Source organism: Pseudomonas sp. MHK4 (assembly GCF_054600775.1).
Genome location: NZ_BAAIAK010000001.1, coordinates 682,880 through 707,553, shown reverse-complemented (window position 1 = coordinate 707,553; position 24,674 = coordinate 682,880). Strand labels below are relative to the sequence as shown.

20 protein-coding genes and 2 pseudogenes are annotated in these 24,674 nt (G+C 59.2%); 11 read left to right on the top strand and 11 right to left on the bottom strand.

The window, feature by feature from the left end; genetic code table 11:
- Window positions 1-196: 196 nt before the first annotated feature.
- Both ACYP2Q_RS03010 and ACYP2Q_RS03005 read left to right on the top strand, forming a co-directional pair.
- Entirely contained in the window at window positions 197-1,747 is a 1,551-nt protein-coding gene (locus ACYP2Q_RS03010; protein ID WP_459729109.1) for a phospholipase D family protein, read from the top strand.
- Window positions 1,748-1,892: 145 nt separating this feature from the next.
- Window positions 1,893-2,159: a hypothetical protein gene (locus ACYP2Q_RS03005; RefSeq protein WP_459729108.1), complete on the top strand. Its 267-nt coding sequence runs from the start codon at window positions 1,893-1,895 to the stop codon at window positions 2,157-2,159.
- 156 nt (window positions 2,160-2,315) lie between these two features.
- Here ACYP2Q_RS03005 and ACYP2Q_RS03000 read toward each other — a convergent pair whose 3' ends face one another.
- From ACYP2Q_RS03000 to ACYP2Q_RS02975, 6 genes and pseudogenes are all read right to left on the bottom strand, one after another.
- Window positions 2,316-2,999 carry a class I SAM-dependent methyltransferase gene (locus ACYP2Q_RS03000; RefSeq protein WP_459729107.1) on the bottom strand — a complete coding sequence of 228 codons (684 nt, stop codon included), beginning with the start codon at window positions 2,997-2,999 and terminating at the stop codon, window positions 2,316-2,318.
- 284 nt (window positions 3,000-3,283) lie between these two features.
- Window positions 3,284-4,318 (bottom strand): methyl-accepting chemotaxis protein, encoded by a 1,035-nt coding sequence (locus ACYP2Q_RS02995; RefSeq protein ID WP_459729468.1) that lies wholly within the window; start codon window positions 4,316-4,318, stop codon window positions 3,284-3,286.
- A 228-nt stretch (window positions 4,319-4,546) separates the two neighbouring features.
- A pseudogene (locus ACYP2Q_RS02990) lies at window positions 4,547-4,849 on the bottom strand (PAS domain-containing protein); the annotation flags it as partial.
- Between the two features lie 199 nt (window positions 4,850-5,048).
- A complete protein-coding gene (locus ACYP2Q_RS02985) occupies window positions 5,049-6,344 on the bottom strand; it encodes an OprD family porin (RefSeq protein ID WP_459729106.1) in 1,296 nt (431 codons plus the stop codon).
- Window positions 6,345-6,473: 129 nt separating this feature from the next.
- Window positions 6,474-6,929, bottom strand: coding sequence for a type II 3-dehydroquinate dehydratase (locus ACYP2Q_RS02980; protein ID WP_459729105.1), 456 nt, complete (start codon window positions 6,927-6,929; stop codon window positions 6,474-6,476).
- A 15-nt stretch (window positions 6,930-6,944) separates the two neighbouring features.
- A complete protein-coding gene (locus ACYP2Q_RS02975; RefSeq protein WP_459729103.1) occupies window positions 6,945-8,300 on the bottom strand; it encodes an MFS transporter in 1,356 nt (451 codons plus the stop codon).
- 158 nt (window positions 8,301-8,458) lie between these two features.
- Between ACYP2Q_RS02975 and ACYP2Q_RS02970 the strand changes: the two genes are divergently transcribed.
- Complete coding sequence (locus ACYP2Q_RS02970; RefSeq protein ID WP_459729102.1) at window positions 8,459-9,343, top strand: LysR family transcriptional regulator; 885 nt, start codon at window positions 8,459-8,461, stop codon at window positions 9,341-9,343.
- A gap of 377 nt (window positions 9,344-9,720) precedes the next feature.
- On the opposite strand, the gene ACYP2Q_RS02965 is transcribed toward ACYP2Q_RS02970, so the two are convergent.
- Window positions 9,721-10,617, bottom strand: coding sequence for a LysR substrate-binding domain-containing protein (locus tag ACYP2Q_RS02965; protein WP_459729101.1), 897 nt, complete (start codon window positions 10,615-10,617; stop codon window positions 9,721-9,723).
- Between the two features lie 139 nt (window positions 10,618-10,756).
- On the opposite strand from ACYP2Q_RS02965, the gene ACYP2Q_RS02960 reads away from it, so the two are divergent.
- From ACYP2Q_RS02960 to ACYP2Q_RS02945, 4 genes are all read left to right on the top strand, one after another.
- Window positions 10,757-11,521, top strand: a complete 765-nt coding sequence (locus ACYP2Q_RS02960) for an SDR family oxidoreductase (protein WP_459729100.1) — start codon at window positions 10,757-10,759, stop codon at window positions 11,519-11,521.
- Between the two features lie 20 nt (window positions 11,522-11,541).
- Window positions 11,542-12,357, top strand: coding sequence for a shikimate dehydrogenase (gene aroE, locus ACYP2Q_RS02955; RefSeq protein ID WP_459729099.1), 816 nt, complete (start codon window positions 11,542-11,544; stop codon window positions 12,355-12,357).
- Window positions 12,358-12,413: 56 nt separating this feature from the next.
- A complete protein-coding gene (locus ACYP2Q_RS02950; protein ID WP_459729098.1) occupies window positions 12,414-13,850 on the top strand; it encodes an MFS transporter in 1,437 nt (478 codons plus the stop codon).
- 100 nt (window positions 13,851-13,950) lie between these two features.
- Window positions 13,951-16,137 carry a methyl-accepting chemotaxis protein gene (locus ACYP2Q_RS02945; protein WP_459729097.1) on the top strand — a complete coding sequence of 729 codons (2,187 nt, stop codon included), beginning with the start codon at window positions 13,951-13,953 and terminating at the stop codon, window positions 16,135-16,137.
- A gap of 46 nt (window positions 16,138-16,183) precedes the next feature.
- On the opposite strand, the gene ACYP2Q_RS02940 is transcribed toward ACYP2Q_RS02945, so the two are convergent.
- Window positions 16,184-17,536: an amidohydrolase gene (locus ACYP2Q_RS02940; RefSeq protein ID WP_459729096.1), complete on the bottom strand. Its 1,353-nt coding sequence runs from the start codon at window positions 17,534-17,536 to the stop codon at window positions 16,184-16,186.
- 55 nt (window positions 17,537-17,591) lie between these two features.
- The gene (locus tag ACYP2Q_RS02935; RefSeq protein ID WP_459729095.1) at window positions 17,592-18,929 is read right to left on the bottom strand and encodes an MFS transporter; all 1,338 of its coding nucleotides are present in this window, start codon (window positions 18,927-18,929) and stop codon (window positions 17,592-17,594) included.
- A 286-nt stretch (window positions 18,930-19,215) separates the two neighbouring features.
- Between ACYP2Q_RS02935 and parS the strand changes: the two genes are divergently transcribed.
- The 4 genes and pseudogenes from parS to ACYP2Q_RS02915 all read left to right on the top strand — a co-directional run.
- A complete protein-coding gene (gene parS / locus ACYP2Q_RS02930) occupies window positions 19,216-19,692 on the top strand; it encodes a type II RES/Xre toxin-antitoxin system antitoxin (RefSeq protein WP_459729093.1) in 477 nt (158 codons plus the stop codon).
- The gene (locus tag ACYP2Q_RS02925) at window positions 19,692-20,150 is read left to right on the top strand and encodes an RES family NAD+ phosphorylase (RefSeq protein WP_459729091.1); all 459 of its coding nucleotides are present in this window, start codon (window positions 19,692-19,694) and stop codon (window positions 20,148-20,150) included. Before parS ends, ACYP2Q_RS02925 begins: the two co-directional genes overlap by 1 nt.
- Window positions 20,151-20,377: 227 nt before the next feature.
- The gene (locus ACYP2Q_RS02920; RefSeq protein ID WP_459729090.1) at window positions 20,378-21,523 is read left to right on the top strand and encodes an ATP-binding protein; all 1,146 of its coding nucleotides are present in this window, start codon (window positions 20,378-20,380) and stop codon (window positions 21,521-21,523) included.
- Between the two features lie 94 nt (window positions 21,524-21,617).
- Window positions 21,618-21,998 (top strand): annotated as a pseudogene (locus ACYP2Q_RS02915) (DNA-binding protein); the annotation flags it as partial.
- A gap of 465 nt (window positions 21,999-22,463) precedes the next feature.
- On the opposite strand, the gene ACYP2Q_RS02910 reads toward ACYP2Q_RS02915, so the two are convergent.
- Window positions 22,464-24,077 carry a long-chain fatty acid--CoA ligase gene (locus ACYP2Q_RS02910; RefSeq protein ID WP_459729467.1) on the bottom strand — a complete coding sequence of 538 codons (1,614 nt, stop codon included), beginning with the start codon at window positions 24,075-24,077 and terminating at the stop codon, window positions 22,464-22,466.
- 189 nt (window positions 24,078-24,266) lie between these two features.
- Entirely contained in the window at window positions 24,267-24,650 is a 384-nt protein-coding gene (locus ACYP2Q_RS02905) for a VOC family protein (protein ID WP_459729089.1), read from the bottom strand.
- Window positions 24,651-24,674 lie beyond the last annotated feature (24 nt).

Genomic DNA, 24,674 nt, shown 5'->3' with positions numbered 1-24,674 from the left:
TCGATGCATAATCTTCTCCCGGATAAAAAAACGGTTTAGCTATGGTAGCTCATCCGTGGAGGCCAATAGCCTTTATGAGGAAAACCACTCCTGGGCTTGGAACTACCGCAAAATATCGCCACGCCACGCTCGAACGGGGCTTTACTGGAATAAATCAAAACCCATCCCGCCGAGGTTGAGGACGAGCCCGTTGTCCATGTCGTTGTTCATCCCCGTCCTGTTGCTCACGCTGCTGCTCGCCGGCTGCGCGACCCCTCGCTTGCCCCCCGAGAAAAGCGCGGTCATACCCGCCGGCGAGTCGGCGTTCGGGCGCTCGATCCAGGCCGCGGCCGCCCAGCATGAGGGGCGTTCGGGTTTTCGCCTGCTGCCTAACAGCAGTGAAGCGTTCCGGGCGCGGGCCGAGTTGATCCGCAATGCGCAGAAAAGCCTCGATGTGCAGTACTACATTGTCCATAACGGCCTGAGTGCCCGGGCATTGGTGCGTGAACTGCTGCTGGCAGCCGATCGCGGCGTGCGGATCCGCGTGTTGCTCGATGACACGGCCAGCGATGGCCAGGAAGAAGTCATCGCTACATTGGCCGAGCACCCGAACATCCATATCCGCGTGTTCAACCCTTTGCATCTGGGGCGCAGCACCCTGGTGACCCGCACCATGGGCCGCCTGTTCAATCTGTCCCAACAGCACCGGCGCATGCACAACAAGCTGTGGCTGGCCGACAACAGCGCGGCGATCGTCGGCGGACGCAACCTGGGAGATGAATATTTCGACGCCAAGCCCGATCTCAACTTCACCGACATGGACCTGCTGTGCCTCGGTCCGGTCGCCGAGCAACTGGGCCACAGCTTCGATCAGTACTGGAACAGCGCCCTGAGCCGGGCGATCAGTGACTTCCTGATCGTCAAGCCAACCGCCGAAGACTTGCAGGAGAGCCGCCAGCGCCTGGAACAATCGCTGCAGAGCACGCGTATCGAAAACCAGGCCCTGTACGACCACCTCATGACCTACCGCACCAAACCGCAACTCGCGAATTGGCGCCAGCAGCTGATCTGGGCCCATGGCACGGCGATGTGGGACGCCCCGAGCAAGGTCCTGGCCGACGACGAACCGGCCCGCGCGCTGTTGATGGCCACACAACTGCGGCCTGAGCTCGATAGAGTCAATAAAGAGCTGATTCTGATCTCGGCGTACTTCGTCCCACAACAATCCGGCATGCGCTACCTCCTCGGGCGTGCCGATGCCGGTGTCGATGTGCGCCTGTTGACCAACTCACTGGAAGCCACCGATGTGCCGGCGGTGCATGGCGGCTATGCGCCTTATCGCAAGAGCCTGCTCGAACATGGGGTGAAGCTCTATGAACTGCGGCGCCAACCGGATGACCCCAGTGGTGGTTCTTCTTCCTTTGGCCTCAGTGGTGGCTCGGACTCCAGCCTGCACACCAAGGCCATGATCCTCGACCAGCAGAAAGTGTTCATCGGCTCCTTCAATTTCGATCCGCGTTCAGTGCTGTGGAACACTGAAGTCGGCGTGCTGGTCGACAGCCCTGAGCTGGCCGGCTACATGCGCAAGCTGGCGCTTGAGGGCATGGCGCCAGCGGTGAGTTACCAGGCGCGCCTGGAAAATGGCGAAATCGTCTGGATCGCCGAGGACGATGGTCGCCTGCATGTCTTGCGCCAGGAGCCCGGCAGCAGATGGCGCAGCTTCAAGGCCTGGCTCAGCGACAAGATCGGCCTGGAGAAGATGCTTTAGACCGTATACACCCCCGACCTTGTGGGGTGGCGCGTATCGACTATCGTTAAAACTCCCACTCCAGAGGATCTTGTGGAAAACGTGCGTTTCCGGTCAATGACCGGGGAACTCCAGTGATTGAGTACTCTTGAACAGGAGAAAGCTCATGATTCGCAGGCTTTACATGGCTTCACTGGCGTCACTGGCCCTCTCGGCCGGCCTATACGGCGTGTCGTTGCCGGCCTACGCGACCGACCAGGCCGACCAACGGCAAGAATCGCGTGACACCAAACAGGAAGGGCGCGAAGCCTCAAGGGAAACCAAGGAAGAATGCAAGGAGGGTGATGAAAAGAGCCGTGCCGATTGTCGCCAGGACAAGCGCGACACCAAGCAGGACACCCGCGATACGGCCCGGGACGTCAAATATCAATAGTAGGGCGGCGAGCCGGCTTTGCTGGCGATGGGTCGGTCAGATCGCCATCACTGGCAAGCCAGCTCCTACAGGGTTTGCGGGGTATGTTGGATTTGTGGTGAGGCACACATCTGTAGGAGCCGGCTTGCTGGCGATGCGGTGGTGGCCGTTATACCGTCACACCGTGCACGCCTTCCGCGACTCGGCCACGAACAACAACGACTGCGGCACGGGGCTTTGTGGGTGCTGCGGCTCCTGAAGGCCGGCCAACCGAAAACCGGCCATGTCCAGCGCATTGATCCAACTGGACAAGGTGCGCAAGTACCATGGCATGGGTTGCCACTTCCCGGCGAATCCGCTGAACGTCTCTTCCCGCCAACCATCCTGATAGTCGCCCGCGGCCACGGTCCATGGGTGCAGCGTCTGGATCACCAGCGCGCCACCGGGGGCGAGCAGTACGTTCATGGCCGCGAGCAACGGGATGATGTCCTGGTGCAGCAAGGCGAAGTTGGCGCAGATCAGATTGAAGTCGCGGCCGATATTCACTTGCGCCTCTGCCAACTGTTCATAACTGGCCAGATGCACCGGCGAAGCGCATGCCGCCCGCGCCGCCTCGACCAGCGTCGCATCGCCATCCACGCCGACCGCTTCGATGCCACGTTCCGCCAGTGCCCGCAGCAACCAGCCCTCGCCACAGCCGAGGTCGAGCACGCGCTCGGGCTGGCGCCCCAGTATCGCCAACAGAATGGCCTGGTCGGTGACCTTCAAGCGGCTTTCGATGGCGCCGCTGCGCACGGCTTCGATCCAGGCCTGGGCGTTGTGGTGCCAGCTCTGGAGGAGGGTGGATTCTTCGGCGGGCATGTCGATGTCCGGAGTGGTTGGCTGGATACAAGCATAGTGTCTCTACGCTCGATTGGGACAATGGGCCCTGTGTGTTGTCGAATGGAGTGACAAGCGAAGGTGCCTGATCTGGAAGCTGTCGCACCCTCGTTTCGCAATTTGTTCAGATTGAGAGGTGGACTGATGAACAGCATTATCTACATCGTCGGGCTGGTGGTGGTCGTCGCGGTCGTCCTGTCGTTCCTTGGATTTGCGTAGCCCTGTGCACAAGCGGCGGACCGTCCGGCCCGCCGCTGAACTGACGTTTATCGGTTGAACCGCTCGGCCAGGCTGTGCAGATATTCAGCCATCACTTCAAGGTCCTGGCTGATCGCCGCGCCTTGCTTGGCTTGCCCGGCACTGTGATCGCACAGCTGCGCAATGCGCGTGATCTGTTGATTGATGTCTTCAGTCACGTGACTTTGCTCTTCCGATGCCGATGCCATTTGCTGACTCATGTCGGTGATCCGGCTGACCGCCTGGCTGATACCGACCAGGGCAGCCTGCACGGCCTCGACACGCTGCATGCTTTCGCGGGAAATCTGCTCCCCTCGGGCGGCGGTCGAGACTGCGCGATCGGCACCTGTGTGAAGCGAAGCGATAATGCCGTGGATCTGCTCGGTGGAGGTGCGAGTGCGTTGGGCCAGGGACCGCACCTCGTCGGCGACCACGGCAAAACCGCGACCTTGCTCACCGGCCCGGGCCGCCTCGATCGCGGCGTTGAGCGCCAGCAGGTTGGTCTGTTCGGCAATTGAAGTGATCACATCGACGACGCTGCCGATCGATTGCGTCTCGCTCGCCAACGCATTGACCGCCTGGCCGATTTCGTTGACGGCCGCGTTCATGGTTTCCATGGCGTGAAGACTTTGCCGGGCCAACTCGCTGCCGTCCCTCGTCAACTGGTCAGCCTCGGCAGCGGCATGGGCGGTACTGATGACGTTTTGGGTCACTTGCTGGTTGGTGGCCGCCATCTGCGAGATGGCGGCGGCGGACTGATCCGTTTCGCTGCGCTGGCGATCGAGCGACTGCGCCTGCAAGCCGGACAGCTCCGATGACTGTGCCGCCTTGGCCTTTACGCTGACGCCGGCATCGACGAGACGGCTCAGGGCGGTCTGCAAGCGGGCCTCCTCACTGAGCATGGCCATGTCCAATTGGCCCTGGGGACCATGGTTGTCGCTGTAGGTGAGGGCGACCAGCCGGTCGGAAAATGCTTTCGGATGCTCGGCCAGGGTGTGCTTTATGGCGTTGCGTTGTCGGGACTCGATCAGGTACCAGGCAATTCCCAGGCTTACCAACAGCATCCCCTGGGCCGAAGCTTTTGGCAGCCATTGATCAGCCAGCAGCGAAACCGCGCCCGCCACGACTAATGGCCAACCGTGCTGCAGTGGCCGGAAAATCCGCGCACTCAGCGAGACGATTGGTTTGCCGGCACGCATCCTGGCATAAAGCGCTGATGCCCGACGGACCTGATCGCGGCTGGGCACCGAGCGAACCGACTCGTAACCACTCATGCGGCCGTTTTCATAGATGGGCGTGACATAGGCACTGACCCAATAGAAATCACCATTTTTCGCCCGGTTTTTCACAATCCCCATCCAGGGTTTGCCTTGCTTGATGGTGTGCCACATATGGATGAACACTCCTGGTGGCATATCGGGGTGTCGGACCAGGTTATGGGTCTGGCCGACCAATTCGTCGTAGGTGAAACCGCTGATGTCGACAAACGCGTCATTGCAGTAGGTGATACGACTATCAAGGTCGGTGGTGGAGATCAGGCGTTGTTCGCTGGGAAATAGTCTTTCATGGTCAGTTACGGGCAAATTCACGCGCATTAAGGGCGATCCCTGGTCGGATTATTATTATGGTGTGGCAGATGTAAAACAGAACGATACGCGACCTGTTCTACGCCCATTGCGTGTTCGACGACCCCGCATTCGACGACACTTTCTTTTCATTTAATGACAGACCAGAAAGAACCACGGCCCAGCTGAATGGCTTCAGGCGGGCCGTGGCGTGTTCAATTCAACAGCACTACAGCAACGAAATCGGGTAGCTGATAAACAGACGGTTTTCGTCGAATTCATTGGTGCTGAAGGTTTTGCGAATGCTTGAGTTTCGCCATTTCACGCTCAGGTTTTTCAAGGCGCCCGACTGAATGACATAAGCCAGTTCCGATTCCCGGCCCCATTCCTTGCCATCGGTGATAGCCCCGGTGTGCACGTTGTCGCCACTGATGTAGCGGTTCATCATCGTCAGGCCCGGAACACCCAGTCCGACGAAGTTATAGTCATGACGAACCTGCCAGGAACGTTCCTGCGCGTTGTCGTAGCTGGAGTTGTAACTGTCGTTCGCCAAGGTGCCGCCACTGGAACCATTGACCCGCATCCACACGCTATCACCGGTGAGCTTTTGCAAGCCGACATAAAAGGTGTTGCCCCCCAGTTTGGCGGAGAACAGGCCAAAGGCGGTCTTGTTGTCCAGATCGCCGGCCAGGCTGGCGCCGTTTTCCTTCCCCGTGAAAAAGCCCATATTGGCGCCGAGCGTCCAGTCGCCCACGGGTTGGCTGTGGCTCAGGCTGAAGTATTGCTGCTGATAGATGTCCTTGAGCTCGTCATACCAGAGCCCGACCGTGGTGCGCTTGTCGTTGAAGGTGTACTCACCGCCACCGAAGTTGAATCGGTCGGAGGTGAACGCGGCTTTGCCGTTCATCGACATGTCTTCCATGCTGGCGTCATTGCGCGGGCTGTTCTGCCGGATTTGACCGCCATACAACGTCAGCCCGCCTATTTCCTGGGAGGTGACCTGCGCGCCACGGAAGGTTTGCGGCAACGAACGACCGTCATCGGAACGCAGGATCGGCAAGGTACTGACCCATTCGCCGACTTTTACGACTGTCTTCGACACCTTGGCCTTGGCGGCAACTCCCAGGCGTCCGAAATTGTCAGCAGGTTCTCCGTCACCATGGACAGGCAACAGTTGCGTGCCGGCGGTGCCTTTGCCACCGTCGAGCTTCTGTGAATAAAGCCCGAGCACATCGACGCCAAACCCGACGGGCCCGGGCGTATAGCCGGAGCGCGCATCGAGGATAAAGTTTTGCGTCCACTCTTCCGCTTTGTTCTGCGGTGCAGCACTGTTGGGGTAGGCGGGATTGACGAAGTTGCGATTGATGTAGGCGTTGCGCAGATTGAGCGTGGCGGTCGAGCCTTCGATAAAACCGCTGTTCTCATCGGCATGTACGGCAGTCGCTGAGCCGGCGCTAAGGGCCAGGGTCAGGCCGATCAAGGAGTAATGTGCGGGCACGTTGCGGCGAAAATCGGTGTGGCGCATGGTCGTTGTCTCGCAATCAATTATTATTTTTTTCAGGATTATTTGCAGTCTGCGACTGAATTTCAGGCGCAGGCGGCCCTGGCAACCACCTGCCGAAGGACCGCCGGGTAAGCGTTTGGCGAAGAGGTGTTAGTGGTTGGCGACCTGACGACGCAGCAAGTCATCAATGGCGCGGATGGCGAGGGGATAGCCGTCGGCGCCCATGCCGCAGATCACCGCATTGACCACGCCCGACATGATCGAGTGGCGATGCAGTTCGTCCCGGGCATGGATGTTCGACAGGTGCAGTTCAATCAGTGGCGCGTCGAGCAACTTCAGCGCATCCAGCACCGGGATCGAGTGAAACGAAAGGCCGGCCGGGTTGATGATCACGGCGGCGCCTTGCTCGAAGGCCTCTTGAATCCAGTCGACCATCACGCCTTCGTGGTTGGTCTGGCGAAAGTCGACTACCAGATCAAGCTCTTCGGCCAGCCTCTGACTGCGTTGGCGGATTTGTTCGAGCGTGGTGTGGCCGTAGATGTGCGGCTCACGACGACCCAGCAGATTGAGGTTTGGGCCGTTGAGGATGAAGACGGTGCGGTTCATGGTCGTCCTGCTGCGTTATTTGGAAAGAATGGCGGTAGCGCGAGTGTCGATCTCGTCGTCTTTGGCGACAGCGTTCAGGTCGATGCCGCGGGTTTCCGGGCCGATGACGATCATGGCCAGCGAGATCAGGTTGATCACCGCGCACAGCGTCACCAGAGGCCATGGCGAGTTGTTCGACTGGCTCATCAGATAGACCGCGATCATTGGCATAGGGCCGCCGATCACCAGGTTGGCGCCGGTGTAGGCCAAAGCCGAGCCGGAGTAGCGCACTTGTGTCGGGAAGGCTTCGGCGAAGGCCACCGGCTGGATGCCGCTCTGGAACTGGGTGAAGCCCAGGAACAACCCCATGATTGCCATGATGGCGGGCACGTTCAGTGTGTTGAGGATCGGGAAGTACACGAACAGGATCAGCAAGGTCATGCACGAGCCAAATGCCAGCGCCTTTTTACGGCCCCAGCGATCGGACAGATAACCACCGGCCAGCGCACCGAAAATCGCGCACATGTTGGCCACCATCAGCGACATGAAGCCTGTCGACTGGCTGAAGCCCAGGTGTTTGGTCAGGTAGCTGAGGGAGAAAATCACGATCAGGTAGAACAGTGCAGCGGGCGAGCAGAAGAAAAACATCAGGCGCAGGATGGTTTTGTAGTGGCTGCCCAGTGCGGATTTGAGCGGGCTCTTTTCCTGTTTGACCGGGGTCTTTTTCAAGGCGACGAAGGCCGGGGTTTCATCGACTTTCAGGCGGATGAAGATCGCGACCACCACCAGTACGAAGCTCATGAGGAAGGGAATTCGCCAGCCAAAGCTTTCGAACTGTTCGCTTGAAAGCGTCGCTGCCAGGCCCATCAACACGCCGTTGGCCAATATCTGGCTGAGCGGTGAGCACAAGCCGAGCATGCCGGAATAACGACCGCGGCGATCGGGGGAGGCGTGCTCGAGCGCCATCAGTTGCGCGCCGGTGGACTCACCGCCCAGCGCGAAGCCTTGGATGATCCGCAGCAACACCAGCAGGATGGGCGCCCAGATGCCAACCTGGCCGTAGGTGGGCAGCAAGCCCATCAACACCGAAGCCAGGCCCATCATGGTCACGGTGGCCAGCATCAGGTTGCGACGGCCGAGCTTGTCACCCAGGTAACCACAGGTGATGGCGCCCAATGGCCGAGCGGCCAGACCGACACCGAAGGTGGCCAGCGAGGCGAGCAGGCCGGCTGTTGGCTCCATCGCCGGGAAAAACAGTTTGGGCAGGATGGTCGCCGACACCGCGCCGTACAGCGTGAAGTCAAACCATTCCAGGGCGGTGCCGATCGTCGCGGCGGTCACCGCTTTGCGAGGCATGCGCGAATCATGAGTCTCTTGACGGGTTGTGCTCATAAAGGTGCTCGTCATTGTTTTTATGGTGTTGGGATCCCCATACGATTTCGATGCAGCTGCAAGGAATCGTCGAAGTGAGTAGACGTTAGCGCATCCTGCTTGCAAAATAATTATCGAAATAACAACAAATAGATAAGCCAACCTTATGGATAGCGATTATGGAGTTGCGTCACCTGAAAGCCTTTGTGGTCGCCGCCGACCTGCAGCACTTCAGCCGGGCCGCTGAACAGCTGGGTATTGCGCAACCGGCACTGAGTCAATTGATGCGCACGCTGGAATCCGAGCTGGGGCTGGCCCTGTTTCGACGGGAAAACCGTGGCGTGGCGTTGACCGCTGCCGGCGAAGCATTCCTGCCCCATGCGCGGCAGTCCATCGATTCCAGCGAACTGGCGATTGCCGCCGCACGGCGTGCCCGGCGTGGTGAAGTCGGCGAGATCAATATCGGCTACCACTCGGCGCTGTTCGAGGCCAATTTGCCGCAACTGCTGCGGCATTACTTCAGCACCTTTCCCGAAGTCAAAGTATCGCTGGTGGATGCGGGTATTCGCGCGCAGTTCGACATGCTGCTCGACCACAAGCTCGACCTGGCTTTTGCCAGGGTGTTCAAGGATCACTTGCCCGACCGTCTGCGCACCCACCATTTCAGCCAATCCAGGCTCGTCCTGCTGATCCCGGACAACCATGAGCTGGCGCATGATTTTACCGGCGAACTGGCGACGCTGCGCCATGAGAAGTTCGTGTTCCTGCAGGACAGCGCCGGCATCGGCCTGACCTCACACACGCTTCAGGCCTGCCGGCAAAACCAGCTGCACCCCGAGAACATCATGCACGTGCCGTCCCTGATGAGCATTCCAGGACTGGTGGCCGCAGGCATCGGCCTGAGCATCGTCCCGGAAACCATGACCCGGCTGACCATGCCAGGCATACGGATCGTACCGTTGGCTCAACCGGAAATGGTCAGTGAACTGTCGCTGATTTCACGTATTGATGAACGTTCGAGTGCGGTGTTGCATTTTATCGAGGAGGCTCAGGGGTGGGGGTAGGCAATCCTCTGGCCCAGCTATTTAACAAACACCCCAACACCCTGTAGGAGCTGGCTTGCCAGCGAAAGCGGTCTGAGATCTGGCATTGATGCCGGCTGATCCGTCGCCATCGCTGGCAAGCCAGCTCCTACAGTTAATCGGGGGTGAGGACAAAATTTGTGGCTGGCAACGATCCCTTGTAGGAGCTGGCTTGCCAGCGAAAGCGGTCTGACGGCCGGCGTTGATGTCGACTCACCCGTCACCATCGCTGTCAGCTCCTGGGTTCGGGGCTATTTTCCGCGAATCAACAAGCGGCCCAAGATCCCGTAGGCGCTGCCGCAGGCTGCGATCTTTTGATCTTGCCTCTAAAAACAGGATCAAAAGATCGCAGCCTCGTTTCACTCGACAGCTCCTACAGGGGGATAGAGCTCGGCAAGCACCTGCATCAACGCGCGCTTGCGCGGATTTTCCAGCCCGGTCCACGCCACGCCGATGCCTGCTCCGCTCATGGCCAGCGCCAATGGCCGGGTCACGACGCCGGCTGGCAGCGCCGAGGCGGCGCCGCTTGGCAGGATGCTGACGCCCAGGCCGGCGGCGACCAAGGCCAATTGGGTGGTGAACTCGCCCATTTCCCGGGCAATCGTCAGGGTGATCTTGCGGCGGTGGAAACCCGCCAGCATCTGGTCATACAAACCGGGCGCGAACTTGCGTGCCAGTACCAGCACCGGGCATCCCGCCAGATCCAGAGGCTGTATACGTCGCTTGGCGCACAGCGCGTGGTCTTGCGGCAGCGCCACCACCAGCGATTCCTCGAAGAGCAGGCGCGTGTGCACGCCAGGCACGTTCAATGGCAGGCGCACCAGGCCGAAATCCAGGGCATTGTCCAGCAAGGCCCGGGCCTGGGGCAGGGAAGGCATGTCCTTGAGTTCCAGTTCGATGCGCGGGTAGCGCTCCTCCAGGGTGCGCACGAGCACCGGCAACAGGTGCGCCAAGGTTGAAGACACAAAGGCCAGGCGCAACACCCCGACTTCGCCGGCCGCGGCCTGCTGCAACACCTCCCGGGCGCGCCCGGCCTGGCGCAGGGTCGCCAGGACCTCGGGGAGAAACAGCGCGCCTTCCTCGGTCAACTCGACCCGGTGCCGGTCACGCTCGAACAATTGCGCACCGACATCGTCCTCCAGGGCACGTATCTGCGCACTCAGGGCCGGCTGGACGATGTGCAGGCGCGCCGCCGCACGACCAAAGTGCAGCTCTTCGGCCAAGGCCGTAAAAGCCCGCAAATGCTTGAGTTCCATCGATCCTCCTGATCCGGTAAGGCGCTGCTGGTGATCACGAGCGGTGATCACGGCATCACCATAAACGATTGGCACGCCAGGGCGGTAGCGATTGAAAGTGGCGTCATTGCATTGGTAAATCCAGCACAGGAAGACACACATGATCGACCACTTTCGCCTGGACCGGCGTCGGGCGCTGATTACCGGCTCGGTGCGCGGCATCGGCCTGGCCCTGGCTCGCGGGCTGGCCCAAGCGGGGGCCCAGGTGGTGCTCAATGGCCGCGATGCCGAACGCGCCCGAGGTGCCTGCGCGTTGTTACGCGATGAAGGCCTGAGTGCCGATTACTCGGTATTCGACGTAACCGACCACCAGGCCGTCGCAACGGCGATCGATGCGCTGGAACACCGCCTGGGTCCAATCGACATTCTGATCAACAACGCCGGGCTGCAGCATCGTCAGGCGCTTGAGGACGTGAGTGCCGAAGACTGGCACCGGCTGATGGGCACCAACCTCGATGGTGTATTCAACGTGTCCAAGGCGGTGGCCCGACACATGATCGCTCGCCAGCGCGGCAAGATCATCAACATCGGCTCGGTGCAAAGCGAACTGGCGCGCCGTTCCATTGCACCCTACGCCGCCAGCAAGGGCGCCGTGCGCATGCTCACCCGTGGCATGTGTGCCGACTGGGCCGGCCATGGCCTGCAGATCAACGCCCTGGCTCCCGGCTATTTCCGCACCGACTTGAACCAGGCGCTGGTCGACGACCCGGCGTTCTGCCACTGGCTGGCGCAACGCACCCCCGCCGGGCGCTGGGGCAAGGTCGAGGAACTGTGCGGCGCGGCGGTTTTCCTCGCCTCGCCAGCATCCGATTTCGTCAACGGCCAGACCCTTTTCGTCGATGGTGGCTTGACCAGCGTCGTCTAACTCTCGCAAAGGACTCCCACATGCCTCAATCCCTGCCAACCCTCTGCGGCTCGATCATGGGCTCGCCATTTTCGCTCTCGGCGAAGATCCACAACGCCGCCTACGCGGCCCTGGGCCTGGACTATACCTTTGTCTGTTTTGGCGTCGAAGATCCGGTTGCCGCCGTGGCGGCCATTCGCGCGCTGGGCGTGCGCGGCATGAACGTCTCAATGCCCTACAAAACCGCGGTGATGCCCCATCTGGACCGGATCGACGAATCGGCCCAGGCAATCGGCGCGGTCAACACCATCAACAATGTCGACGGCGTACTGACCGGCTACAACACCGACTATCTCGGCGCGATATGCGCCCTGCAGGAAGTCAGCGAACTGAGCGGCAAGCGGATCGCCGTGATCGGTGCCGGTGGCGCGGCGCGTGCGGTGGTCTACGGGTGTCTGAAAGAGGAGGCCGAAGTCACGGTGTTCAACCGCAGTATCGAACGCGGTGCCGCCCTGGCCGAGGACCTGGGGGCGCGGTGGGGCGGCAGCGTCGAGGCGTTCGCGGCCAAGGCCTTCGATATCGTCATCAACGCGACCTCCGTGGGTTTCAAGCAACCGGAGAGCAACCCGCTGGATGGCCGCCTGGCCAGCCACCTGATTGTCATGGATGTGGCGTTCATGCCGGTGCAGACCGCTCTGCTGCTGCAAGCCAAGGCGCTGGGCTGCAGCACCGTGGCCGGCACCCGCATGTTGGTGCACCAGGCCTGTCGGCAGATCGAGTTGTACACCGGCAAAGAAGCACCGATCGACATCATGGAGCAGGCCATGCTCCAGGAAATCCAGCGGTTGAAATTGTAGGCAACCCAATTACCCGTCAATAACAAGATGCCATGAAGGCACCTGGAGGCACCAAGATGACCCACGATCATTCTCCATCCGACAGCGCCTTGATCCCCGAGCCACAAGAGCGCAAGAAAGACTTGCACCGTGCAGCCTGGGCCTGTTCCCTGGGCAGTGCCCTTGAGTACTACGACTTCGCGCTCTACACCCTGGCCTCGGCGCTGATCTTCGGCCCGCTGTTCTTTCCGGAACAGACCCGCGCCATGAGCCTGATCGCCAGTTTCGGCACCTACTTCCTCGGTTTTGCGATACGGCCGCTGGGCGGCGTGCTGTTCGGCATGATCGGCGACCGGGTAGGGCGCAAGTTCGTGCTGGCGTCGACGGTGCTGCTGATGGGCATTTCCAGCACCCTGATTGGTGCACTGCCGACCTTCCATCAGGTTGGCTACCTGGCACCGGTGCTGCTGGTGATCCTGCGTCTTTTGCAGGGGCTGGGCGCCGGTGCCGAGCAGGCCGGTGCCGCGGTGATGATGACCGAGTACGCGCCCGAGGGCCGACGCGGTTTCTACGCCGCCTTGCCGTTTCTCGGCATCCAGTTGGGCACCATCCTTGCGGCGCTGGTGTATTTCCTGGTGGTCAGCGGCAACGACAACGTCATCGAGAGCGGGCTGTGGCGGGTGCCGTTCTTCAGCAGCGTGGTGATCGTCGCGCTGGGCTTGTACATGCGCCTGTCACTCAAGGAATCCCCGACCTTCATCCGCCTCCAGGCGCTCAAGCGCGTCTGCGTCAACCCGCTGAAAAGTGCCATGGAGCACTCAAAACCCACCTTGCTGCTCGGCATCGGCCTGCGCCTGGCGGAAAACGGTGGGTCTTCGATTTACCAGGCACTGGCGGTGAGCTACATCGTCGGCGTGGTCGGTCTGCAGGGGCCGGTGGGCGTACTGACCCTGATCTGCGCGGCCAGCCTCGGTGCGATGACCGTGCCGATTGCCGGCAAGCTCAGCGACCGCTTTGGTCGAGTCGTGGTCTACCGCGCCTTCGCGCTGCTGCAACTGGCACTGGCCTTTCCGGTGTGGTGGGTCCTCAGCCTGGGCAACGTGGTGGCGAGCATCATTGCCATCTCGATTGCGCTGGGCATCGGCACCTGGGGCATGTTCGGTACCCAGGCAGCGCTGATGCCCGAGCTGTTCGGCTCGCGTCACCGCTACATGGGGGTGTCCATCGCCAGGGAAGCGTCGGCAGTGATTGCAGGGGGCATTGCACCAATGATCGGTGCCGGCCTCATCGCCCTGGTTGTGGCGAGCCACGATGGCGACGCCAGCGCCGGGGTCAAAGCCTGGCTGCCGATTGCCTGCTACCTGACGCTGCTCACGCTGGTCACCCTGTACACCACGTTCAAGACCCCGGAAACCCTCAACCGCGACCTCGACGAACCCCGCGATGCCTGGGAGATAGCCAACGCGGCAGCGGCGATACCTGTGCAGTCCAGAACCCGCGCGCGCACCGCGTGAGATGAACCGGCCAGGGAGCAATAGCCTTCTTGCCTCGCGAGATGAATTGATTAGCGTGCTTACGACTTGGCCTGGTATTTGCTATTGAATTGCCATCTCAATGTCGCAATGGATTAAGTGGATGTCGCTAGCAAGTCATTTCATGCCGTTGTCCGCGAGCGAGAAGCGCTGGCTACCCTGGTTCGGCAAGACGGGGAAAATCACGATGGGCTGGTCGTGCGGGCTCAATCGATCAGCTTACCCGGTGATCGAACAAACCTTCGAAGCCATTGCTGAAACACGGGTGCAGTTGCTGCAGAACTGGACGCGGGAACAGTGGGAGCATATGGCTGAACTGGCGGAAAACCTCGGTCGTGATTTCGCCAACCTCGACAGCACTGCGTTAACGGACAAGCTCATTCAGGCGGCAGATTTTTCCGAGCTGTTTGTCGTTGATCCCAGAGGCGATGTCATCGTGTCGACCTGGAGTCGCCGCGGTAAAACCCGGCTCGAGCACACCCGAGCTTTGGCGGAAGGACTAAAGGCGCCGTTCCTTCATGGCCCTTACAGCGATCCACTGACCTTGCAAATCGGCCCATCGTCTTCGCGCTTCCACGATGAAGTCACGCTGATGTTCTATCAGCCCCTGCGCGTCGATGGAAAAGTCCTCGGCTGCCTCTGCGGGCGCGTGCCCAACGATGTATTGGGCGATCTCATCCAGCGCGAGGCCGGGCACATTTTTGCCGAGTCGGGCGACAACTATCTGTTCATGGCGCAATCGCGTTTTGATCCGGCCATCGAGCCCGGAACCGCCTTGTCACGTTCGCGTTTCGAGGATGGCACCTTCAGCCACGGCGAGAACCTCAAAAGCGGAGTACACACACCCTGGAAGACCGTGCAGATCCAGCGCCACACTGAGCTGGAACTGCGCTTCACCGACCCGGCGACCCAGCAACTGCACCCCGGTGTACGCGAGACCATTCGCGCTGGCTCCAACCTGTTCGTGACTTATCCCGGTTACTCGGACTACCGGCACATTCCGGTGGTTGGCAAGGGAGTGACCTTCCAGTTGCCAGGCTCACCTGACCGCTGGGGCATGATGTGCGAGGCCGACCTGGAGGAAGTCTACCGCCGGCGCTCGCTCAGCCATGGCCTGATGAAACCTTGCATCGCGACCATGTCCGGACTCTTTGCCTGCAATTTTCTGGTCCATCATTACAGCGGCCTGGCCCAGGGCCTGATCGATAGCGTCGAGGTCTTGAGCATGTTGTGCGCCACGCTGCTGTTCAGCCGGCTCGGGCCCAAACGTCTCGCGGCAAGGCTCAACGAAATGACGAGCGTGATCAGGACCCTCGCCGAAGGCGAGGGCAACCTGCGCCAGCGGCTGGACATCCAGCGCATGGCCAACGACGAGACCGGTGACATGGGGCGCTGGATCAACAGTTTCATCGATAACCTGGACTCGGTGGTCGGGCAAGTGGTGAAGGCCAGCAGCAACGTCGGCAGCACCAACCAGATGATGCTGGGCCGCAGCCAGGAAGCCAGTGTCACCTCTGCCGAAGTGGCCGAAGCGGTCCATCGGATGATGATCATCGTCGAAGATCAATTGGGCGAGATCCAGCAGGCCTCGGCCAGTGCCGAACAAATGAAGCAGGCGATGGACGAAGTCGTCACCCGCGCCCGCGAACAATTTCTCGCCGTGCAGGAGGGGACGCAGTCCATTCGCGATGTGGTCGAGCGATCTTCTTCGAGCGTGCAGTTGCTCGACAGCAGGATGACCCAGATCGGCAAGATCACCGGCCTGATCAGCGACATCACCAACCAGACCAATCTGCTGGCGCTCAATGCGGCCATCGAGGCCGCTCGCGCGGGTGAGCACGGACGAGGCTTTGCGGTGGTCGCCGACGAGGTCCGCAGCCTGGCCTCACGCACATCGCGGGCGGCCGACGACATTCGGCAGATGGTCGAAGGCTTGCAGAACGAAACGCAAAAAGCCGTCAGCTTCATGGAGGAGGGCGTCAAGGATGTCGATAACAGCCTGCGCCTGGCCGAAGATGCTTCTTCGGAAAACGTGCAGTTGCATCAGGCAGTGGAAAGCATGTTTGCGATCATTCAGCAGCTCAACAAGCGCAGTCTCGACTGCGGCAAGACGATCACGAAAGTCGATCACTGCTCCACGCAAATGCGCCAGACCGTGGTGGTGCTGCAAAACAGTGCGGAAACCGTGAGGCTCAATGCCAATAAACTGCAGAAACTGGTGGGGCAGTTCGAGGTGAGTAGCAATGGCGGTCGAGTGGCGACCGCATGAGCCGCCGGACAGCGCCCGACGGTTCAAGTCATTTGCCAGCCTCGGCTTACGGCGCCTCGTTCCGTTTTGACTGAGCCTTCAAGGCGCCTGGATAGTTGAGGACAAACTGCACATGCGCCTTGACCCCGGTCGCCAACGTCGCATCATCGGCAGTGAAGTATGGACTGTGGTTGTTGGGCGCCTTGCGCATGTCCTGGTTCTCGGGCGTTGCTCCAAGGAATACGAATAACCCGGGGACCTTTTGCGCGTAATAGGAGAAGTCTTCGCTCGGAGACAGGGAAGAATCGAGCCGTTCGACCTTGCCGGGTGCTGCCAGCTCCAGTGCCGGCACCATGGCCTCGGTCAGCGCCGGATCATTGGTGGTCACCGGAGCGTTATTGATCAGCAACAGCTTGGCTTGCGTTTCGTAGGCACTGGCGATGCCGCTGACAAACGGCGGCATTTTCTGCAGGATCGTCTCGCGGATATCGGCATTGTTGGTGCGAATGGTCCCGGACATCTCCACGGTCTCGGGAATGATATTGGCGGCTGACCCGGCATTGAGCGTGCCGACACTGATCACCCCCATGCCCTTGGTCAGATCGATTCGGCGGCTGACCAGCGTTTGCAGGCCGCTGATGATTGCCTGGCTGGCGATAATCGGATCGACTCCGCTCCATGGCGCGGAACCGTGGGTTTGCTGGCCCTTGACCGTTATGCGAAACGAGTCGCTGCTGTTGAGCACGGTCCCGGATTTATAGAAGAGGTGCCCGGTCGGATATCCCGCCATGACATGCACGCCGAATATGGCTTCGACCTTCGGCGAGTCGAGTGCCCCGTCGCGGATCATGGCTTGTGCGCCGATCAAGGTGTCGCTCTGGAACTCGTCCACATCGGCGGCGCCTTCTTCGGCGGGCTGGAACAGGAAGACCACCGTACCGCGAATCTGATCGCGATGCTCAGCCAGCACCTTGGCGGCACCCAGCAGCATGGCGGTGTGCGTATCGTGTCCACAGGCGTGCATCACCGGTACGCTTTTGCCCAGGCGAGTACTGGTGGCCTGACTGGAAAAAGGCAGGTTGGTCATCTCCTTGACCGGCAACGCATCCATATCGGCACGCAGAGCGACCACAGGTCCCGGCAGCCCCCCTTTGAGCACGCCGACCACGCCTGTTTTACCGACCTGAGTGCGCACCTCCATGTTCGACGCCTTCAATTGTTCGGCAACGAGAGCGGCGGTCTTGAACTCCAGATTGCCCAGTTCCGGATGCTGGTGGATGGTATGGCGCAGGTCGATGACGTCCTGGTTGACCGCGCTGACGGCGGCATCGACCCAACTCGGCTCGGTTGCGCGGCTGGTGGGGGCGATGAGCGCTGTCAAAATGGCCAGGCACAGCGGGGCTTTGCTAAAACGGATCAAGGTGAGGTCCTTTCTATTGATTGTCAGGGGCCGCAGGAGGCAACTGCGAAGCCGTTCAATGCGCTGCGACAGGCTGACCATCCAGCGCATCGGGTTGGGCGCGAATGATCAGCAGCCCTGCCGCTGCAATCGCCAAGGGCACGATCAGCGCCGAGTAATAACCCGCCGGGCCGCCGTGTTCGAGAAACCAGCCGCCGCTCGCCGATCCGATGATCGCTCCGACCCGACCCAGGGCAATCGCCCAGCCTGTCGCCGTGGCGCGCAAGGCAGTCGGGTACGCCTGGGCAACCATGTAGTTCAGGACGATTTGCTGACCGCCGATACCCAGGCCGGCCAGACCGGCGAGGGTGAACACCAGTGCCCAGTTGGTGCCGCTGTTCGCCAGGCCCAGGCACAGGGCAATCCCGAAAACAAACAGGGTCAGCAGCAATAGGCGAATGTTGATCTTCGGCAAGATGATCGACAGTGGAATCGCACAGACGACAAACACGGCGTTGACCGCGACAGTCCCCATGGGGGCCTGATCTGCGGGGAGCCCGGTGGCTTTGAGCACGGTGGGCAGCCAGGACAGGAACATGAACCAGGCGACCCAGTTGAACAGGTAGATGGTCCATATACCAAAGGTATTGCGCGCCAGGCCGCCAGAGAACAAGGACGTTACGCTGGTTTTGACATCGACCTCCGGAACGCTGAAGGTACTGCCGGGCAAGATCTTCTTCTTGCTGATGGTGGCAACAATGTTCTCGATCTTTGCAAGGCTGATATTTGTCCGGCGTCTCGTTAAAAAATACAGCGACTCTGGCAGTGCGAACATCAATACAACCACCAACATCAGCGGCACGATACCGCCGACGGCAAAGATGCCTTGCCAACCGATCGAGGGGAGCATCCGGGCTGCCAGCAACCCTCCAAGAATGGCGCCTGCGGGCAAGCCCAGTAAAACCGTGGTCATGATCGTGCCACGCTGTTTCGCGCTGCCATACTCGGCCGCGAGCGATAACACGACCGGTGTTGCACCGCCCATTCCAAGCCCGGCGATAAATCGCAAGACCAGGATCTGTTCTGTAGTCTGCGCAAATGCAGTGGCCAGGGAGGCGAAACCAAACAATGCGACCGACCCGATAATCGTTGGCCGTCGGCCGAATTTATCGCCCATGAGGCCCAGTACCATTGCCCCGAGCACCATGCCGATAATGCCGGCTGTCAGGATAGGCGCCAAAGCGCCTGCGCCGAGTCCGAATGCCTGGATGATCGAGGGACCGGTGAACGCGATCGCTTGGGTGTCGAATCCGTCGAGAATGGCTACGAAAAAACACAGGGCAAAAACCCGCCACTGAAAAGCGCTGACTCGAGTGCTATCGATCAACTCGGGAATTGAATAATGAGTGCTCATCACTGCTCCAATCAGTAGGGACTTTTTATAGTTCTTGTGCGCAGGCAGAACCTGCCGAATCACAGGCTAAGTGTGATGCTCGAGAGGGTCTAATATCGTTTTGGTGCGCTACGATACCTCGTAGGTATGATCGGCAAAGCGCCAGGTGCGATGCGGTAGTTGAAAAGACGCGTGCTGAAAGCTTGAACCCAGAACATCAATTGCCGCCCGATGGCAGTACCCTGGCGAGAAAAGACAGCGTATAGTTCATTTGACGGAAAAAATTATTCATTTGGAGATGGTGGTGATGAGCGCTTCAACGGTTGCTCCGCGTCCGACCAAAACGAAAGAAGAGCCTCGTGAAGCCGGGATCGCGGCCTTTTGGCGATTCAGTTCAGCCCGAGAGTTTCTCAAGGACTCTGAGCGGTTGAATCAGATCAGGGAGGGGTTTCCCGCCTACCTCGTTTACGCAGTCAGGCAGACGTTCGACCTCCATGAGCGCAATCTGGAAACGCTGCTCAATGCCTCCATCTCGACACTGGAAAGACGGCGGCGAGAGCACAAGAACCTGGATTCTGTTGCCTCCGAGCGCCTGGATCGAATTGCTACAGTGGGTCACTTGGCAGAGGAGGTCTTCGAGAGCCAGGAGAAAGCGGCTCAATGGATGTCATCTGCGAATAAAGCGCTCGGCGGTGCTGCACCGATCATGCTCTGCGAGACCGAGATAGGCGCCAGGCAGGTTCGCCGTGTCCTTCATGCCCTTGAATGGGGGGGTGCAGCCTGATGCGGGCTTGGCGGATCGCGAAAGCGAAACGTTCGACCGATCTATCAGGCATGGGGGCGGCTATCGAAGGAGGGCGCTGGAACGATCAGGATGTGCCCACTGTGTACATGGGGCTGACACCGGCTATCTGCTGCCTTGAAACATTCGTTCATGCGGGGGGCGAGCCCACTTTCCCGATGAAGATTACCTGCTTCGAGCTGCCCGCCGATGCCGCGCTTTACTGGGAGCCTGATCCAAAAACCTTGCCTGAAGGCTGGGCGAGTCTTCCCGCTGACCGTCCAGGCATGGACTTTGGCACTGCCTGGCTGAAGGCCAACACACATCTTGGCTTGATCGTGCCTTCGGCGGTGCTGGTCCTGGAGCGTAATGTGGTGATCAACCCCAATCATCCGGCGGTCAACCGGATCAAGGTGGTCGATGTGTTTGACTTCATGTACGACCCTCGCATGTTCAAATAGCCATTTGCGGTTGTGCTGACCACTGACCTGTCTCACCTCACTGCCGACTTTGGCATCCGCGGGTTTCGAAGGGCCGAAGTAGATAGTGGTGGAGCATCGGCGTTTCGACGGCCGCTGGTGAAGGGTAGGTTTGACTGCCGGCACGCGGGTAGCGCTGGGGTGTGTCCTCAATTATGGGTAATTATGCGAATATTTCTAAATTATGAATTTTCGCATAAAGATCCATAATGACCCCGGAAAACAAGGACACGCTTCTCTTCACTCGCTCCAAGCTGGCTGAAGGAATCCTGGTCACGTTCGAGTCGCGCCTACAGAATGCGGCGACCATCTTCGCACCTCGCCGCAAGGGCAAAACCACTTTCTTCATCAACGACCTGATACCGATTGCCAAGGCACACGGTTTTATTGTTGCCACGGCAGACCTGTGGTTTGACAAGGCTCACCCCGAGCGGGTGATTGCTGGCGCGTTGTATAAGGCCATCTACGGTGCCGGGTTCTTTCGACGCAACTGGCTGAAGCTAATGCGACCGGGCTCGATCGTCCAGGCGGTGGAGGCCGGCGCTGGTACCGGCGGCGTGACAGTGAAGGCCGAGCTGGCGAAGGAGTGCGGCCTGAACCTGATCGAGCTCTTCCGGTTGCTCGGAAATGGCAAGGCGCTGCTGATCAACGACGAGGTGCAGCACCTGGCGAGCAAGAAGGATTTCGAGGATCTGACCGCTACGCTCCGCTCGTTATTGCAGCAGGCGCACGGTGAAGTTTTTGCAGTGTTCACCGGGTCCTCTCAGGACGGTCTACATCGCATGTTTCGACGCACCAAAGTTCCTTTCTACCAGTTCAGCCACGAGATCCAGTTTCCTGACCTTGGCTTGGAATTCGTGCAGCATCTGGGCCAGCGATTCATGGAGATCACCGGAAGGGAATGGGACGTAAATGCCGCATTCGAGCGTTTTGCTGCCCGGGGTTACATGCCAAAGTACATTCGCGACGTGTTTCTGCTGTGCCTCACAGAGGGACTCAGCGTGCGAGATGCAGACCACCGAGCTTGGGGCACCATGACGGACGAAGGCAACTTTGAGAACTTGATTCTGGAGATGGCTCCTCTGGATTTCACTGTGCTTGTCGGGATAGTCAGGGGAATTTCGGTTTTCTCTACCGAGGGGCGCGAGTGGATTGGTAGCGAGATGCCGGGTGGCCACGTACCCAGCGCCGCAAGTGTCCAGACTGCATTGAAGCGACTGCAACGCCGCGACCTGGTTGGGAACCTTGGGCATGGTGAGTGGGCGATTGAGGAAATCGCCATGGAGAGCTACTTGCGTCGGAATTTCGTGGACGTTGACCCTCAACTCGACCTGGATAGCAATTTCTTGACCTGAGGGCAGGGGACATCTAACAGGATACTAATAAAACATAACTCAATTAAATATATGTTAGTTGAGTTATAAGAATTATTTATATAAACGGGCAGGGCAAAGGGACGCATTGCAGCAGAAACTGCAGGCGCTGCGGCTCAAGGCCGAACAGGAGCGCGTCGCGCAGGAGAGCTACGTGCGCGGCGTAGAAGATCGCGCGCACCGTGAGGTCGACCGCGCACGCGAGGAGGGCAAGGCGATGGCGGCCCAGCTCAAAGAAGCCGGTCGCCTCGTCGAGCGGTTACAGCGGCGATTGGAGTCGATCCAAATCGAGCTCAGTCAAACCCAACAACGTGCCGTGGCACAGCATGCCCGCGCTGAAACCCTAGAGCAACAATTGACGCAGGTGCGGCAGGTTTCTGAGAGCAAGCGTAAGACACGGAACCGGAAGGTTGCGGCGCCGAGTAAAATCCCTAATTGTGATGTTGGTGTTTGCTAGGAATGCCGTGCTAAAGCGCACATGGAGGCGCCAGTTTTGCCGGCGCAGATAACAGCAATCGTCAACGCTGGTTTGGCAGGCCCTGCTGAACTACGAAGCTGATCGTGTTTGCAGGCAAGGCCATGTGCCGCAGGTGGAAGATTTGTCAGGTTTCAACAAGATGCTGCTTCATTGAATCGCAGCTAGGGCATTGTTGGGTGAAAATGCAAACCACTGAGGTTAGCTCCGCTGGGACTTGTCTTCTCCCTGTCTCGCCAGCGGAGGAAGAGAACATCGTCAGGCCAGCATTCGCTCAGCAGGGCGCGGGGTGTATCGTTAGACTCTCATATACAGCTTTGCTTCAGTACAAGCCTCTCTTCGCACGGTGCATCTATCAGGAGTTGCAGTTGCACACTGCATACTCTTGCAGGAAGTGTACCCGGCAAATAGTGATGCACCATTCTCCTGTACTTTAGGGGTGGTTATTCATGCGGTCTGGCCGCACAAATGGTTGCAATAGAGCTCGCGCAGCATTTTCTTGTCGATCTTGCCAGTGGCGGTCAATGGCACGCTGGCAAAGATGATCGCATCAGGCATCCACCATTTGACGATGTTAGGTTCCAAATGCGCAATCATCTGCGTCTCGCTCAATTCGACGCCTTCGTGTAGCTCAACCACTAATAGGGGACGTTCATCCCATTTGGGGTGGTGGACGCCGATCACAGCTGCCACTTTAACGCCGTTACAGGCCACTGCGGCGTTCTCAATATCTATCGAGCTAATCCATTCACCACCAGACTTGATCACGTCCTTGCTGCGGTCGGTGATACGAAGGAAACCATATGCATCGAGCGTAGCGATGTCACCGGTATTGAACCAGCCGGCCGTGTCGAGTGCACTGACTTCACTGCGATAATAACGTTCGATCGTCCAGGGGCCACGAACCATCAGTGTTCCCGGGCTTCGCCCGTCCCGTGGTAATTCCTGGCCCTGGTCATCGATGATCTTTATCTCGATCCCGAATTGTAGGCGACCCTGGCGGCTCCAGATCATATCGTTGGTAAAGGCTTTGCCCATAGCTTCCAGTTTGGGTGTGGTAGTCGCAACTACCCCAAGCGGACTGGTCTCGGTCATACCCCACAACTGAAGTACGGATACACCATATCGATTCTGGAATTTCTCAGCCATCGCCCTCGGTACCGCCGAGCCACCTATAACCAGGCGACTCAACTTGCCAGCGTCCTCGCCACTGCGCTCTAAGTGGTCGATGTACATTGTCCAAATCGTTGGCACTCCACCTGAGAACGTTACCCCCTCGGCTTGGATTAACTCCTGTAGGCTTTTACCATCCATCCTGTTGCAGGGAAGAACGAACTTGCAACCATTGATCGCTGCGGCAAAGGGAACTCCCCAGGCAGTGGCGTGGTATAGAGACGAACAGGGCATGATGCAATCGAATGCCGTGAAACCGAATGCACTACTGAGGCCCGCGGCCATAGCGTGCAGGACGATAGAGCGATGACTATAGAGCACGCCTTTCGGGTTGCCCGTTGTGCCAGAGGTATAACACAGGACTGCGCCACTGTTTTCATCGAAGCTTGGCCATTTTATCAATGCCGGGTGTGCGGAAATAAGGGCTTCATAGGACTGAGCGTCCAACCCGGATATAGGAGGCACGTTGTCTTCGCTGAGTATGATGAAATGAGTAATGTTTACCAGAGAGGGTAATAGCCGGATAACCAGCCCAATAAAGGTGCGATCAAATAGCAGCACACTACTTCCGGAATGGTTAAGGGTGTAGGCGATTTGCTCGTCGGAAAACCGCGGGTTGGCAGTATGCAGCATTGCGCCGATACCTGGCACTGCGAAGAACAGCTCATAGTGACGGTGAGTGTTCCAAGCCAAGGTTGAAACACAATCGCCCTGACCGATGCCGAACGAGCGCAGCATGCTTGCCGCCTGACCGGCACGTTTTTCCAGCTCTGCATAGTTATAGCGCCAGACTGGTTCGTCAATCAGGCACGAGACAATCTCACGCTCCCCGTGAGCAACGGCGGCGTGGCGCAGGATATCGCCTATCAGTAAGGGCGCTTGCTGCATAGTGCCTAGTTGCATGCTTTCTCTCCTGATTCTTGTTCTGATTGTAAAGGGCGCTGTAAGTAAGTCGTTGGCCGCAGGCAAGAGACGGCGCTCCTACACCGTGACGCGTTCATTCCAGTAAGTCCTGGCGGCGGGTGCCGCTGGTGAAATCAACAGGAGCGCGGCTGGGCGTAGCAGCCGCGCTTGCGCTTATTCTTCCGAGAAAGAATAAACAGCTAATTTATTGCCATCCAGATCACGAGCGTACGCCGCGAATGCATTGGGTGCCCAAGAGCGTTCACCTACAGCCCCTTCGTCCTGAGCTCCCAAAGCTAAAGCCGCTTCATGGAAGGCCTTTACCGCAGCACGATTTGGCGCTGCAAAGCTGATTGTCACACCATTCCCTACTGATGCCGGGTGTCCATTTGCAGGTTTGAGAACGAAAAAGGAAGGCTTGTCTTCACCCCAAATGGAGCCATTATCGCCAAGATCAGCGAGGCGCTTTAAACCAATTTTACCCAAAATCTCATCATAGAATTTTCGCGCTTGATCAAGGTTTTGGGTGCCAACTGTTACGTGAGTAAATACAGACATCATGCTCTCCTATTGAGGGTCGTG